Genomic DNA, 15,502 nt, shown 5'->3' with positions numbered 1-15,502 from the left:
AAGTATGAGGGTTTAAGATTATTCGGTTTTCAATCTTAACTGTTTGATAACTTCTTGGGGATTCTGGAATTTATAGGCGATTTTGTCATCATCCTTAACCTTCTGTACGCCTTCGAGCAATATTTTATCTCCAAGTGCTAAACCATCGCTTATAACATACAAATCTGGTAATTCGCTGGCAACAGTAATTGCTCTTGAATGAACTTTATTTTTGCTATCTACAACAAAAACATATGTTTTGTCCTGGATATCGTATGTTGCTTTCTGTGGAATAACAATTGCATTTTTTAAGGGCACAACCATCTGAATTTTGCCGGTTTCGCCATTTCTAAGCAAGTTATCCGAATTGTTAAACCTGGCACGGAAGGCTATATTGCCCGTTTCATTGTTAAATTCACTTTCAATAACTTCAACTTTACCTTTCGATTTTAGCATTTCATTATTTGCAAGTAACAAACCTACCTCCTGCTGTCCTTTGGCCTTTGCAGCCGATTGGTAACTTAGGTATTCTGGTTCGGAAACATTAAAATAAGCGAAAACCTGACTGTTATCGGAGAGACTGGTTAACAGAGCGCCTTCATCTACCATACTTCCCAATTTCAAAGGAATGCGATCGATGGTGCCATCAAAAGGTGCCTTTATTTCTGTGAATGCCAAATGCATCTTGGCCATCGCTGTTTCTGCATTAGCGCCCTGCAGTTTTGCTCTTGCCATTGCAAGTTCATTTTTAGAAACGACATTCTTATCGGTCAGTAATTTTGTATTCTCCAGCTCAATTTCTGCAGCTTTAGTTTCTGCCTGTGCCTTCAAAAGTTCAGCCTGAAGCATTTTAGGCATGATTCTAAACAGAACCTGCCCGGCATGCACATGCTGCCCTTCATCTACATAAATGTTTTGGAGGTAACCCTTTTCAAGGGCACGGATTTCGATATTTCGCACAGATTTAATTTGCGAAACATACTCTTTCGTAAAAGAGGTATCAATTTTTACGGGCGAAGTTACCGCATATGTTGCTACTTCTTCTTTTTCTTCTTTTTTCTCGGTACAACCTGTTACGTAGAGTAAAGCACACAGGCCAAGGAACATGACATTTCTCTTCATCTTTTTACTGATAGTTTTATCTGATTTATTTTTCTTATTAACCTTCAGATAGTTAATCTATAAAAGACGATACTGCAAGTGCAGACGAGAGACTTCAATAAACTAGGGCTATCCGTTGATTAATTCTGATACGAAATAACCATAGAATTATGAAGTTATAATGAAGTTAAAATTCAGGTGTAAATTTTACACTTAGGTTTAGCGTAAAAAGTGTTTTCCAAAGCAGATTTTTGAAGAAATCATTGCAGATTTGGGAACAATGTTTTAATACAGATGAGGTAGGTTTAAAGACATACGATTAAGCGCAAACGACGACGCTTAATCAATAATAATAATTTTGATAAACACAATCTTGTTATTTCAAACGGTTCCTAGTCAGGTTTTTACTAATCAGGTTATTAATCGTTTTTAGCACTGTATCAAAATCAACAGGTTTTATCAGGTATGCATCACCATTTTCGAAGGCTTTCACAGCGTACTCTTCATGCCCGGTTACAAAAATAATATACCTGGCCTTTTTTTTCAGCATCCTTGCTAAATCTAGTCCAGATACCTCCATCCCAATATCAAGAAACAGGAAATCGATTAGCTCAAAATTTTGAAATGCCGCCATTGCAGCCACCGGATCGGTAAAAGTGCCCTTCAAAGCTAGCTTATCAATATTAGTTAAATAACTTTCCAACAGGAAAACACTTAACGGGTCGTCGTCGAGAATTACGCAACTATAGGCTGTTTTTTCAGATGGTTTCATTTTATTTTGAGATTAAAATTTTTTACTGCGCAATAAAATCGGTAATTTCTTTTATTTGTTTCAACTTTTCAAGGTGCTCTTCCTTCAAAGGTTTGCTAATAAAATCGTAAATATTATCGTAGGTATTTGCCTTTTGTTTATCACGTTCGTTTATAGAGGAAGTAACCATTACCACCGAAACATTTTCCTTAAAAACGCTGGCACTTACTTCTTCAACCAAATCCCAGCCGCTTATCATTGGCATATTAATATCCAGCAGAAGCAGAAATTTTTTACACTGTTCTTTTTGCTCTTCCATGTAGAGGAGTGCATCGCCTGCGTCTTCAAAATATTTGCAGGTAGAATCTGGCAGGGCCGATTCTAAAACCGCCTGATGAATCATCAATATGATCGGGTCATCATCAATAACTAAAATTTCTCTCTCACTCATTCCTTATAAATTTGTTTTGTCAGACATTGCTGTAATCTCCCGTATAATATTATCGAGTTCTGCAGCAGAAGTTTGAATGTGTTTTTGTATGTCTTCCTTTGTAATTACGTTTTGCTTTGCTTCATTGCCAAGCATATCCACAAGGGCCATAATTCTTGCTAATGGTGCCCTAACCGTGTGCGACTGTATCCACGCAATTTCTTCTAACCGGGTGTTCTTTTCTTCAATCGCATCTATATACAACAATTCTTTGGTAATGTCTGATGCAACGATAAGTTTTGCGTCTCTTCCTTTAAAAAGCATTGGTGTACTTCGAATATCGATTTTGATAATGTTGCCATCTTTGGTTTGATGACTGTATACCGTTCTGTTGTACAGCAATTGACCACTTCTTATCTGTTCCAAAGCCTGCTCCAGCGCCGGAATTTCAGCTTCAGGCCGGATATCACGGATTGTCATTGAGAGAAATTCTTCTCTGCTGTATCCATAATGTCTTATGGCAGCGAGGTTTACATCTAAAAAGTATAAAGTATTTAAATCGTAAACCCACATCGGCAGCGGACTAAAATGAAAAAGCTCGCTATATCGTTTCTCTGATTCTGCAACCTCTGCCAAAATCTCACTGTTCAACAATTCTGCACGTTTTCTTGCATCGATATCCTGGAAACTTCCAAAAATCCTGAAACACTTTCCATCTACCATTTCGGCTTGCCCTATTGTTCTAATCCATTTAAAGTTGCCTTTAAAAGTTTCAATTTCAAGTTCTTCATCCCAGGGTGTTCCGTGCATCATGCATGCCTGTACCTTTGCCTTTATGGTATCTTTATCTTTACCATCTCTAAAATAATGAATTCCTGTGTCTAAATCAGGTTGGAAATCCAGCTCGGCTTCCCTTATTTCTTTAGTTACATCAGACCAAAAGACCGTCCCATCAACTACATTTATTTCCCAGCTTCCTATCCTTGCCAGACTGTTGGTTTTATGCAACAAATCTGCAAGCATTTTTTTTTCTGTGATGTCTTTTGCAACCGCGAATATTAATCCGTCGACTGAAACCGCATTTGCTGTCCACGAGAGCCACTTCACCTGACCTGATTTTGTTAGATAACGATTCTCGAAACTCATTGCTTTATCGCCTCTGCTAAGCTTCTTTATCATTCTTATCGTGGCAAACCTATCGGCAGGATGAACAAAGTACTGAGCGGGTTTTTTCAGCAATTCAGCTTCCGAATAACCCAACAAATCTGCCGCGGCCGGATTTATCCTTTTAAAGTAACCGTCATAATCGAGCGTTGCTAAAATATCGGGTGCGAACTCAAATACCTCACCAAGTTCCTGTTCTAAAAGTTTCCGCTTAATCTCACCTGCTAAAAATTCAGAAAAGTTATCGGAAAGTATAGCCATACCTTCCAATTTATGGCTGGCCCTTACAGCGAGGACTAAAACACCTACGAGTTTGCCATTATAAATAAGCGGCAGGCCGTAAACATGTTTTATCCCGGCATTTATTGCAGCAGGAATCCGTTTGCCTTCAACTTTTATACCCGATATGGATGTATCTTCGGCCTTCATTTCGTGCCAAACGCGGCCTGCAAGTCCCTCTCCCCTTTTACAAACCATTAAATCTGCAGTTTCCTCGTAAAAACGTTCCATCCTTTCATCTACCTCGCTCCTTGCAAATAGTTTAAGCTTTATTTCATTAGCATCGGGCAGCCAAAGTTCCGCTGTACAAAAATTACCACATTTACTAATTTCATCGAGAACCGAAGCAGCCGTTTTCTTCAAATCAGCCGGGTCGTTAAATAATACACTTATTCCGGATAGCAGGCTTTGTCTTACTGCTTCAACTTTTAATTGTGTAACATCTCGCTGAATGGATATCCAACGATTAAATTGCCCTTTATCATCAGCTATAGGTGTTACCGATAAATTTAACCAGAACTCTTCTCCATTCTTTCTATAATTTATCAATGTTGCCTCGCCAGGTAAACCCATCAATAACTTCTGGATTAATCCCTTTAGCTCTTCCTGGTCTGTTCGGGAGCCTTCCAGCATTCTGGGCGAGTTTCCGATAATTTCATCATAGCTGTAGCCAGACATTTTACAGAAGGCTTCGTTCACATAAACAATTTCACTTATTGGAAATTTTTCCGGATCAACTTCCATAATTGCAACCGAATCCGTTGTATTTAAGACCACCGATTCGAGCAATTTCAGGTGCTGTTCTTCTTTTTTAGTCTTGGTAACATCTTGCATAGCACCTACCATGCGCAGGGCTACACCATTCTTGTCAAAAATCACAAAACCCTTATCGGCTACGAAGGAGTAACTCCCATCTGCATTTAGCAAACGGTACTCATCAAACCAATTTGTTTCCTTATTATCTATTACGAGGTGGATGCTTTGCAATACTCTATCCAGATCGTCGGGATGTATTTTGGCATACCAGGATTGGATTGTAGCTTCCATCTCATCGGCCTGGTAACCAAATTTGGTAAAACCTTCACCCCATGATAATGAGCCCGTTGCTATGTCCCAGTCCCATATTGCCTCAGAACTTGCCTTTGTTACGTAACGAAGTCGTTCGTTTGTGAGCAAAACATTATTTCGGGCATCTATCTGATCGGTAACATCTCTTGAATTAGCAACAATTCCATTTACAGTTGGCTCTTTACGCAGGTCAGTTAAAATCGTTTCTATCCATCGCCAGCTTCCATCACGATGCAAGAAACGAAAAGGCTGTAGAAAAACCCTGCTTTTCCCGGCGATGCTGGATAACGCTATTACTGCTTGTTCTGCATCATCCGGGTGGATAAATTCAAATGCATTTCGACCAATGAAATATTCTGGCTCGAAGCCTAAAACCGAAAGTGATGTATTGCCCACATATTTGTAGTTTCCTGCATCATCAAGGATAGCAATCATGTCTAAACCATCCTGAATCAGGTGATTAAACCGCTTGTTAATCAATTCATCCTCCGGTAACTCAGTGTTCTCTACCAATGACTGACTATTTTGAACAGTAACTAATGAAAAGGAGACCACGATAAAGGAGAAATCCTGCCCTGTAGCATGATAAGGCTCGACTATACAAGTAAATTCACGGCCTTGATTTTCGTGAAAAAAGGGAAAACTTGAAACTTGTTTGGAATGTTTTGCTTCCCTTAGCTGATCTAGAATTAAATTATAGCTTTTCTCATCAGCTATTAAATGAGCAAGAGTGTTAGGTGTAGAATCAGAAGAAATTAGCGGATTGTTTAACCCCATTAACTGTAAGTAGGAATCTGTCACCTCTAACACCCCAAAATAATCGCTTGCCACCTCTATCAGCATTGCAGCCGTTAGCGATTTGCGAAACAATTCCCGAAAGATATCCTTTAACATTTTATTAGAATTTTAGTCACGCTTTTAACTTTCAGCTTTAGAAAAATCAAAACCGTTTGATATAAAGTTTGAAAAATATTTATATTTCAACAGTATTACAAATTAATTACATGTACCTGTAAAACTTTATACAGGAAAGCTTGAAAGGAAATTAGCCAGCGCTAACGGAAATCTTCGGAACTTTTAGGAAATTGTACTGATAATGAAAGCATTGGAATAGTAACAGGTTGGGCAAATCCCCTGTTCATTTTTTGCTTAAAAAAATGTTCATTCTATTCATTTAATTATGAACCGGGCGCAAAAGTGCTAACTGTGGGGAGTGTGTTGAACTTATGTTTGTATAACGCTTATTGTAAACTTTTATTTCATACAATCAGAACATTATCAAGCTGTTTTTGTTAGCAGTGTTACGATTCTGAAAATATGATCAAAAACTATCCATTTTATATCAAGGCGCCGGTAATTTTACTTGGCCTTGTAATAACTGTTTTTATTTTGAGCACCCTGCGGGATGTGCTTGTACCTTTAGCGTTTGCTACGCTGATAGCCATACTTTTAAACCCTTTAACAGTTAGAATTGAACGATTCGTACCAAAAATTGTAGCCATTATATTAGCGATGCTGATTGCGCTCCTGTTTATCGCCGGGCTGGCCTACTTTCTTTCATCACAAATTGCCCATTTCTTTGATAACGTTGAAGCAATGAAGCAAAAATTTTCTGAATTGCTGGTTATTATCCAAACGTGGCTGGAAAGAACTTTCGGTATTGCAACGCAAAAGCAGGTGCAGATGGTGAAAGAAGCTGCGAACAACAGTAAAGCATTGGTTGGCCAAACACTTAGCGGTGCGCTTGGCATTTTGAGCGTAATTTTCCTGATTCCCGTTTACACCTTTTTGATAATGCTTTACAAAACTTTGATATTGAACTTTCTGTATGAAGTTTTTTCTGAAGAAAATCAGAAAAAAGTTGGTGAGATCCTTTCAGAAACAAAGGCAGCCATCCAGAGCTACATTATTGGTTTGCTTATAGAAACCGGTATTGTGGCGGTAATGAATTCTAGTGCATTGTTAATTTTAGGCGTTCCTAATGCAATTTTAATAGGTGTAATTGGTGCGATACTCAACTTGTTACCATACATCGGCGGTATAATCGCGATTGCGTTACCCGTATTAATGGCAACGCTTACGTCGGACGGGTTCACAACTCAGTTGTTGATTATTGCATCTTATGCTTTAATTCAATTTATTGATAATAACATACTTGTTCCAAGAATTGTCTCTTCTAAAGTTCAAATAAATGCGCTGATTTCTATTGTAATTGTACTCTTGGGCGCTGCATTATGGGGCGTGCCGGGCATGTTTCTCTCCATTCCTTTTATCGCAGTGCTAAAAATTATTTTTGATAGAATTGAAGGCTTAAAACCATGGGGTAAACTCCTAGGCGATACGATACCCACCGAACACATGGGCCAATTAAAGCGAATGCGACGAAGAAGAAGTGTAGCTGCCGTTAAGTAAACGACTTTTTATAGCGATCAGCATACATTTCTAGACTTTAAAATAGATAAAGGACAGAATTCGTTCAGAAAGACAAGGAAATATCTTACAAAAATAACGATAAGGTAGTCTTTAGCCAATGCAGTTGCTAATAAATAATACGGAATATTGGGCGAAATGTCATTTTTTCTCACCAAAACAGAAAGTTCTCTTTATTGGCTTAAATTGCATTAAATCCCGTTAAACTAACCAATAATGACCAAATTACTGCTGGCCTTAAGCTTTCTTTGTTTAAGCTTACCATCCTCTGTAAATAAGCTCGCTTTTAAGAAAAATCCTGTACCAGTTGCAATCGACTTATTCGAAAAGCCAGAAGACATTAAGCTATCGTGGCTCGGAGATTTACAGTCGGACAATACAGACAGGCATATAACAAACTTACCGATGTTCATATACCGCGACGGACAATCTACCTATGCGAAAATTATTTGCGTACCAAAATCACTGCCGAAATGGAATGAAAAATTTAAAGGGAAGAATGCTAAAGAGAAAGCATCGATTAATAAAACGCTGGCTCTTGGTATAATAAACCATTCGTTCGGAGAAAAAACATTTTCTATTTATGCTTTTCTTCAACAGGATAATAAAAAAGGCATCCTGGTAGATAAAAATAATAATGTAACGACATTTCCGGCCACAATATTTATTTACAGGAATAATGGAACAAAATGGACGCAGCTTGCACAGAAAATAGTTGCAAGCAGCAAGGCATATCAAAAACTTCAGTACAGCATTGCCCTGGCTTCGGCCGCTATGTAAATGGTTGAGGCCGCATACTATTTCAACAATAGCATGCGGCCCCTAAAATTTTATAAATATTAACTAATGTGCCTTAACACATTAAGGTTTAACAGGTTCTTTTACCGGAACTGGCACTTCAGCACCATCCTGGCCATCTTTAAATTCTTTGATGCCTTTACCCAGGCCTTTCATTAGTTCTGGAATTTTCTTTCCACCAAATAAAAGTAATATTGCTAATGCAAGGATAATCATTTCAGGACCGCCCAATAAGGCTGCGATAGTAGTTGTCATATGATTCAGGTTTAAGTTTGATTTTGCATTTGCAAATCAACATTACATACGAACTTTACGAACCATTGGTTTTTTTCACAGTACTATTAATTCGGATCGCCCGGCAATTGCAATCTTAGCAATAAGGTATTTTTCTTACATATAAACCTCCGAAAAGCAAAAACTTAAAATTTCAATTGCTAGGCCTGAATTTTGGCTCTGATTCTACTCAACGTTTCCAGCCTGATTGCTAAAAAAGAAGCTACGTACTTTAGGGAAACCCGATTAATAAGATCGGGAAAAGAAGATAAAAATCTACGGTATCGCTTTTCGGCAGACGAAATTCGGCATAAATAAGCGCTTTCCTCAGCGGCACGATAATACTGTTCCATCATTTTCCGGCCGACAATATTTGCCTCAGGATAATGCTCATAAAGATAATCTGAAACTGCTCGTGGTAAACAAATTAATTCTACATCTTCAAGCGCCTGCAAGTACTCCTGAAAATCTTGTTTTGCCCGAACGTAATGTATTGTACCAACAATTTCACCTTCACCCGCAATCCACGTTGTAATCTCAGTTTTACTGTCTTGTATAAAGCCCCTTACGATACCTTTTACAATCAAAAAAAGACTTTCATTATGCTCAACCGGTGTGATGATAAATTTGTTCTTTTTAAAATTTACCGGAAAGGTATTTTGATTCAGGTACACTTCAATCTCATTGTTCAGATTGTGAAATTGTTTAAATACCGAAATTAGCGGAGAAGAACCGTTGTATTTTTTCCACCGGTCCTCTTCAGGCAAATTAACTGCAATCATATAATTGTTAGGGATAAATTAAAGCCCTCAGTGCTTTAAACCGCAATTATAAGAAGATGAATTTTAAAGACGAAGTTATTTATGGTGAAAAATTTTTGCAGTTACATCTTTTTTTCCACACCCAAACCAAAAAGTGCAAAATCGTATTTTACAGGGTCAAGGTTATCGAACGTTCTAAGATTCTGGGTTAGTTCCAACGCAGTTTGCCAGTCGGTTTGTTTGCGGTGAATCAGGTTTAACAATCTGCCAACCCGGTCTACGTGAACATCGCAAGGGCAAATTAAATCTGCCGGCTTCAAAGTATTCCATATGCCGAAGTCGACACCGTTTTCATCCTTGCGAACCATCCACCTTAAAAACATATTCAATCTTTTACAGGTTGATTTCTGTTGCGGGGATGAGATGTGTTTTCTGGTACGGTACGGAAAGTCTTTGAGAGAAAAAAAATAACTTCTAAAATGGTTCAAAGATTGTTCAATGCTAAAAGTCAGATTAGATGAAAGGCATGGTGCTGATGCCTGTAATGGTTCAGAACTAGACGAAGCTGACTCTAAATAAGCAGGCAAAAATTCTGTGGCAGTCGGAATAAAGGCACTTTCCAAACTTTGGAACTTAAGGTAATGTGATTTGAAAAAAGCAATGAAATATAGTAAATCAGTATCATTAAAAGTTCGGTGCTTGAAACCCAGCAGCTGCTTTAAATCATTATCCTGATGATTCAGAACGAAATCATATGGCGCATTATCCATACGGGTTAACAACTCTTTACACTTATTGATTATGGTTTTGCGCTGGCCCCAAGCTAACACAGCGGCGAAAAAACCTGCTATCTCTACATCTTGTTTTTTAAGGAACAAATGTGGAATACATATTGGATCATTTTCAATAAAATCGGGCTTGTTGTATTGCTCAACTTTACCATCAAGAAAATTTTTGAGGTCTAAATAATCCATCTTAAAATAAACAAAATCCGATAGTTCAATGCAAAAACCACTTAACTATCGGATTCTTAAAGTTTGGGCAATACTATTTCAATGCGTTTTCCAGGTCTTCGAGCAAGTCGTCGATATCTTCCACACCAACGCTTAAGCGAAGCAGGTTATCTGTAACGCCAACTTTTTCACGTTCTTCCTTGGGTATAGAACCATGCGTCATCGTTGCCGGGTGATTGATTAACGATTCTACCCCACCCAGTGATTCCGCCAAAGTGAAAACCGAGAAGTTAGATGCAATCCTGAAAGTTTCTTGTAAATCTGCATCTTTCAGGGTTATCGAAATCATCCCACCAAAACCCCTCATTTGTCTTTTCGCGACTTCAAAATTAGGATGATCTTCAAATCCAGGCCAGTAAATTTTATCTACTTTAGGGTGATTTTTTAAATAGTGAGCAATCTTTTCGCCGTTTTCGCAATGTGCTTTCATGCGTAAGTGCAACGTTTTAATTCCTCTCAAAACCAAAAATGCATCTTGCGGACCTGGAGTTGCACCGCAGGCATTGTACACAAACCAAAGGTCTTTGTAAAGTGCCTCGTCATTTGTAATTAATGCGCCCATTACAACATCAGAATGCCCGCCAATATATTTCGTTACCGAATGCATTACGATATCTGCACCCAAATCAATCGGGTTTTGCAAATAAGGCGAAGCAAAAGTATTATCAACCGTTAAAATCAGGTTCTTTTCTTTAGTAATCTTCGCAACGCCCTCAATATCAATAATTTGCATGGTTGGATTTGTTGGCGTCTCAATCCACACCAATTTAGTTTTTTCATTGAGGTATGGCCGCATATTCTCTGGATTAGACAAATCCAAAAAATGAAACTTAATGCCGTATTTGGTAAAGATTTTTGTGAAGATGCGATAAGAACCACCGTATAAATCATTTCCGGTAATAACTTCATCTCCGGGTTGCAAAAGCTTCAATACGGCATCGGTAGCACCCATTCCACTGGAAAAAGCCAAACCGAATTTTGCATTTTCCAAAGCCGCCAGGCAATCCTCCAGGGCTTTACGCGTTGGATTTGTTCCGCGGGAATACTCATAACCTTTATTGTCGCCCGGCGATTTTTGCCAGTAAGTAGACGTCTGATATATAGGCGTCATCACGGCACCTGTTGTTGGGTCAGGCTCCTGACCGGCGTGTATAGCTTTTGTTGCGAATTTCATTTTCGTTGTATTTTGATGTGAACTTAGAGATGCGTTACAGACGGATATTTACGTCAATTAGTCAAATTAATATGCCCTGGCAAACAACACACGTTCTTTTGAGGGCTTACCCGAGTAAATGCAAACTCCGTCTTCCAGTTTATTATCTAAAGGAATGCAACGGATTGTAGCTTTAGTTTCCTCCTTAATTTTTTGTTCCGTTTCCGGAGTTCCATCCCAATGTGCAGAAATGAAGCCGGCCTTACCGTCAAGAAGCGTTTTAAATTCCTCGTAACTGTTCGCTTCTGTAATGTGTTCATCACGATAGGCCAATGCTTTGTTAAACATACTGGTTTGGATGTCTTCAAGTAATTTAGCAATGTAAATATCTAAACCTTCCTGAGGTACAGTTTGTTTAGTTTTTGTATCCCTGCGGGCAACCTCAACGGTTTTGTTTTCCAAATCACGGCCACCTATGGCAACGCGGATAGGCACACCCTTCATTTCGTAATCGGCGAATTTAAAGCCAGGCCTTTGTGTATCCCGATCATCATATTTAACAGAAATGCCCATGCCTTTTAAGCGCATTGTCAGCTCATTAACATAGGTTGTAATTTTGGCTAAATCATCTTCGCCCTTGTAAATTGGAACGATGACTACTTGAATCGGCGCAAGTTTTGGTGGGATAATTAAACCAGAATCATCACTATGTGCCATAATTAATGCACCCATTAAGCGGGTAGAAACGCCCCACGATGTTGCCCACACATAATCTAATTTACCATCTTTGCCAGTGAACTTTACATCAAAAGCTTTGGCGAAATTTTGACCCAAGAAATGTGACGTTCCCGCCTGCAGCGCCTTTCCATCTTGCATCAAGGCTTCGATACAATAGGTATCTAATGCGCCGGCAAAACGCTCATTCGGCGATTTTCGTCCACGGATAACCGGAACGGCAAGCCAGTTTTCCGCAAAATCAGCATAAATGTGCAACATACGCTCAGTTTCTTCTATCGCCTCCTGCGCGGTAGCATGAGCGGTATGACCTTCTTGCCATAAAAATTCAGCCGTACGCAAAAATAAACGGGTGCGCATTTCCCAACGCACCACATTTGCCCATTGGTTAATCAGAATTGGCAAATCTCTGTAAGATTGAATCCAACCTTTGTAGGTATTCCAGATTATCGTTTCAGAAGTTGGACGAACAATTAATTCTTCTTCCAACTTTGCAGTTTCATCGACAACAATATTTCCATTTCCATCATTTTTTAAGCGATAATGTGTCACAACTGCACATTCTGTCGCAAACCCCTCAACGTGAGAGGCTTCCTTAGAAAAAAATGACTTAGGTATGAATAATGGAAAGTAAGCATTCTGATGACCTGTATCTTTAAACATTTTATCTAAAACGGCCTGCATTTTCTCCCATATGGCGTAGCCATTAGGCTTTATCACCATACATCCGCGTACTGCAGAATGTTCTGCCAAATCGGCCTTAATCACGATATCATTATACCACTGGGAATAGTCTGCTGCTCTACTTGTAATTTCTTTACTCATATTATGTATTTGGAACGTAAATTGTGTGTTAAATAATGTGAAATTAAGTTACAAATTTATAAATTTATGCCTACAAAACGATTATCAGCACAAGCATTAGGATTATTTATATTTCCTTCTTAGTTTGAGACTGGATTTTTATTTTTTTGACACACACAACTAAATATAAACACAATGAAACCAATTAAATTTTTACCCATTGTTATGATAGCCGCCGCAGGGCTGGTGGCATCATGCTCTACATCAAAATTGGCGCAAAATAACGCCGGTGATGATGTTTATAATACTGTTGCGAAAGCCAGGGAGGTTGAATATGCTGCACCGGTGCCACAACAACAACAAGTTCAAACACAAAACGATCAGGATTACGACGAGTATTACGGAACCAGTAATCCTTATTATGACATGGATTATTCTTCGAGGATAAATCGTTTTTATAATGGCAGTACTTTTAGAGGCTACTTTGACCCATATTACGATAATTACTATTACGGAAACAGCTACGGCAATACCAACTTTTTAGGCTATGGCTTAAATTGGGGAAGCGGTTATGGTTTAGGTGGCTGGGGTGGCTATTTTGGCTACGGAAATATGTGGAACAACCCATACAACTATAATTACTTCGGGTATAATCCATACTGGTATTCTGGCGCTTGGGGACCATACTCTTACTACGACCGTTTTGGTTGGGGCGGTGGTTTTTATGGTGGCGGAGGCGGTTACTACGGTGGTGGCTTAGGTGGTGTGTATTCGAACCGCAATAACAGGGCAAGACCAAACCGAGACGGTGACAACCGCAACGCATATGGTGCATCGGGCTCTAGAACGGCTCCAATTAGTGGAAATTACGGCAGACCAAATGTATCGACAAATAATTCTGGCAGACCAGAAAGGTATTCAAATGGAAATAATTCAACCATCAATGGCCGACCAGCTGGTGTAAGTTCAAGACCATCTCGTGATGACAGTTACAGACCACAACCTCAAACTCAACAATCTCAACCTGCTAGCAGACCAGATCGTGGCAGCTACAGTCCACCTCCAATGCAATCATCTGGAAGTAGCGGTGGTGGCGCAAGTTCAGGCGGCGGCGGCGGTGGCGGCGGCAGACCAACAAGAGGTGGAGGAAGATAATCAGCACATACACATTTTATAAGATGAAACTAAGATCAATTTTTATTGTGGCAGGAATAGTTCTTGCCAGCAACTCTTTATATGCGCAATACACCAGTGATGTGTTAAGATTTTCACAACCCGAACTCGGTTCCTCGGCCAGATTCAAAGGATTGGGCGGTGCACAAACCGCATTGGGTGGAGATATAAGTTCGCTTTCCGGTAACCCTGCAGGTTTAGGCTTTTTTACAAAATCTGAATTTACCTTCACTCCGGAATTCAATAATTTCAAGGTTGGCTCGGAATATCTGGGAAGCACTCAATCTGATAAAAACAGTAAAGCCGGAATTAACCAGGTTGGCGTGGTTTTCTACTCTCCGGTTAACAAACCAAAAGGTTCAGATTTGAATAGTGGCTGGGTAAGTCTAAATTTCGGTGTTGGATATAATAAAACGAATAACTTTAACAGTAGAATCTCATACGGTGGAAAAAACTCCAAAAGTTCTATGGCCGATTATTTCGCTGATTTAGCAATAGCTTCGGGAGGAGGTGATCCTGCCACGAGCACTGATGCTCTGGCTGCCGGTTCGCTGGAACAAATGGCATACAATACTTTTTTGATAGAATATGACCCCGCAGGATATTTTCCTACCACAGCATTAAATAACACTCAGCAAAGTGTTATCAATAGATCTGGTTCGCAATCTGAGGTGAATATTGGGATGGCTGGAAATTACGAAAACAAACTTTATTTGGGTTTATCATTAGGACTCACTAACCTCAATTATACTTCTGATTTAGCTTTTACTGAGTCGGGTAATAACTTAAACTACACAGGTCAGCCAGCCGATTTTTTAAATGGAACATACACTTTTGATTACAATTCCATTCAGGAAACCAAAGGAAATGGAATAAATGCCAAACTCGGATTAATTTATAAACCAGTTAATGAATTAAGATTGGGCTTAAGTTTTGTAACGCCTACGTGGTACAGCTTAACAGATAACTTTTCTGAAAACTTGAACGCGTCTTATAGGAGAGCAAACGGGTCGGCAGTTCCTGAGTATACTAATCCATTATCAAGTTATAACTCTGAATATTCATTAAGAACGCCATACAAAGTTAGTGGTGGAGCGGCTTATATTTTGGGAAATAGTGGATTAATTACCGCTGATGTTGAGTATGTAGATTATAGCAGTATACATTTTTCTTCTAACTTCCCGAATGAGGAAAGAAGGACCAATCTTGATGTAGCAAATCTATATAAAGGCAACTTTAATTATAGGGCAGGTTTAGAATTTAAGGTGGTAGACAATTTTATGTTGCGAGGTGGATACTCATTCGCAGGTTCGCCTTACAAAAACTTGGATTTTACAACGCAAGCTTATAGTGGTGGATTAGGCTATCGGTTTGATAATTATTATGTAGATGTAACTTATAGACATACCAAATGGGATTCTACGAATTCACCCTACACGATTTCTTCAAGCTACCCTGATTACAATGTCACCGGAGTAGGGCCAACTGCAAATCTTAAAAATACAGCAGATAATGTATTCTTAACTTTCGGAGTAAGGTTTTAAATTATCTTTATCCAAAAATAAAAGTCCCGGCAGTTCGCCGGGACTT

At 39.0% G+C, this 15,502-nt stretch carries 13 protein-coding genes; 4 read left to right on the top strand and 9 right to left on the bottom strand.

Going from position 1 to position 15,502, the window contains the following annotated elements:
* Positions 1-18 precede the first annotated feature (18 nt).
* From ASG14_RS16400 to ASG14_RS16385, 4 genes are all read right to left on the bottom strand, one after another.
* Positions 19-1,101, bottom strand: a complete 1,083-nt coding sequence (locus tag ASG14_RS16400) for an efflux RND transporter periplasmic adaptor subunit (protein ID WP_056872161.1) — start codon at positions 1,099-1,101, stop codon at positions 19-21.
* Positions 1,102-1,456: 355 nt separating this feature from the next.
* Entirely contained in the window at positions 1,457-1,852 is a 396-nt protein-coding gene (locus ASG14_RS16395; RefSeq protein ID WP_056872160.1) for a LytTR family DNA-binding domain-containing protein, read from the bottom strand.
* 22 nt (positions 1,853-1,874) lie between these two features.
* Positions 1,875-2,282, bottom strand: coding sequence for a response regulator (locus ASG14_RS16390; RefSeq protein ID WP_056872159.1), 408 nt, complete (start codon positions 2,280-2,282; stop codon positions 1,875-1,877).
* Between the two features lie 3 nt (positions 2,283-2,285).
* Positions 2,286-5,666, bottom strand: a complete 3,381-nt coding sequence (locus tag ASG14_RS16385) for a PAS domain S-box protein (RefSeq protein WP_056872158.1) — start codon at positions 5,664-5,666, stop codon at positions 2,286-2,288.
* A 423-nt stretch (positions 5,667-6,089) separates the two neighbouring features.
* On the opposite strand from ASG14_RS16385, the gene ASG14_RS16380 reads away from it, so the two are divergent.
* On the top strand, positions 6,090-7,184 hold the full coding sequence (locus ASG14_RS16380) for an AI-2E family transporter (RefSeq protein WP_056872157.1): 1,095 nt from the start codon (positions 6,090-6,092) through the stop codon (positions 7,182-7,184).
* A gap of 234 nt (positions 7,185-7,418) precedes the next feature.
* Positions 7,419-7,982, top strand: coding sequence for a hypothetical protein (locus ASG14_RS16375; protein ID WP_056872156.1), 564 nt, complete (start codon positions 7,419-7,421; stop codon positions 7,980-7,982).
* Positions 7,983-8,063: 81 nt separating this feature from the next.
* Here the strand turns inward: ASG14_RS16375 and tatA are convergent, their stop codons facing one another.
* From tatA to proS, 5 genes are all read right to left on the bottom strand, one after another.
* A complete protein-coding gene (gene tatA, locus ASG14_RS16370; RefSeq protein ID WP_056872155.1) occupies positions 8,064-8,255 on the bottom strand; it encodes a twin-arginine translocase TatA/TatE family subunit in 192 nt (63 codons plus the stop codon).
* 179 nt (positions 8,256-8,434) lie between these two features.
* Positions 8,435-9,055 (bottom strand): Crp/Fnr family transcriptional regulator, encoded by a 621-nt coding sequence (locus ASG14_RS16365; protein WP_056872154.1) that lies wholly within the window; start codon positions 9,053-9,055, stop codon positions 8,435-8,437.
* 101 nt (positions 9,056-9,156) lie between these two features.
* Positions 9,157-10,008, bottom strand: coding sequence for a TIGR02757 family protein (locus ASG14_RS16360; protein ID WP_056872153.1), 852 nt, complete (start codon positions 10,006-10,008; stop codon positions 9,157-9,159).
* A gap of 73 nt (positions 10,009-10,081) precedes the next feature.
* Positions 10,082-11,269 carry a cystathionine gamma-synthase gene (locus ASG14_RS16355; protein ID WP_255352814.1) on the bottom strand — a complete coding sequence of 396 codons (1,188 nt, stop codon included), beginning with the start codon at positions 11,267-11,269 and terminating at the stop codon, positions 10,082-10,084.
* Positions 11,270-11,287: 18 nt separating this feature from the next.
* Complete coding sequence (proS, locus tag ASG14_RS16350) at positions 11,288-12,760, bottom strand: proline--tRNA ligase (protein WP_056872151.1); 1,473 nt, start codon at positions 12,758-12,760, stop codon at positions 11,288-11,290.
* 174 nt (positions 12,761-12,934) lie between these two features.
* Between proS and ASG14_RS16345 the strand changes: the two genes are divergently transcribed.
* Together ASG14_RS16345 and ASG14_RS16340 are read left to right on the top strand one after the other, a co-directional pair.
* The gene (locus tag ASG14_RS16345; RefSeq protein WP_056872150.1) at positions 12,935-13,894 is read left to right on the top strand and encodes a hypothetical protein; all 960 of its coding nucleotides are present in this window, start codon (positions 12,935-12,937) and stop codon (positions 13,892-13,894) included.
* Between the two features lie 23 nt (positions 13,895-13,917).
* Positions 13,918-15,456 carry an OmpP1/FadL family transporter gene (locus ASG14_RS16340; RefSeq protein ID WP_056872149.1) on the top strand — a complete coding sequence of 513 codons (1,539 nt, stop codon included), beginning with the start codon at positions 13,918-13,920 and terminating at the stop codon, positions 15,454-15,456.
* Positions 15,457-15,502: the final 46 nt, after the last annotated feature.

The organism is Pedobacter sp. Leaf194, from assembly GCF_001423945.1.
In the GTDB taxonomy this organism is placed as follows: domain Bacteria; phylum Bacteroidota; class Bacteroidia; order Sphingobacteriales; family Sphingobacteriaceae; genus Pedobacter.
This window is presented reverse-complemented; position numbering and strand designations above follow the sequence as displayed.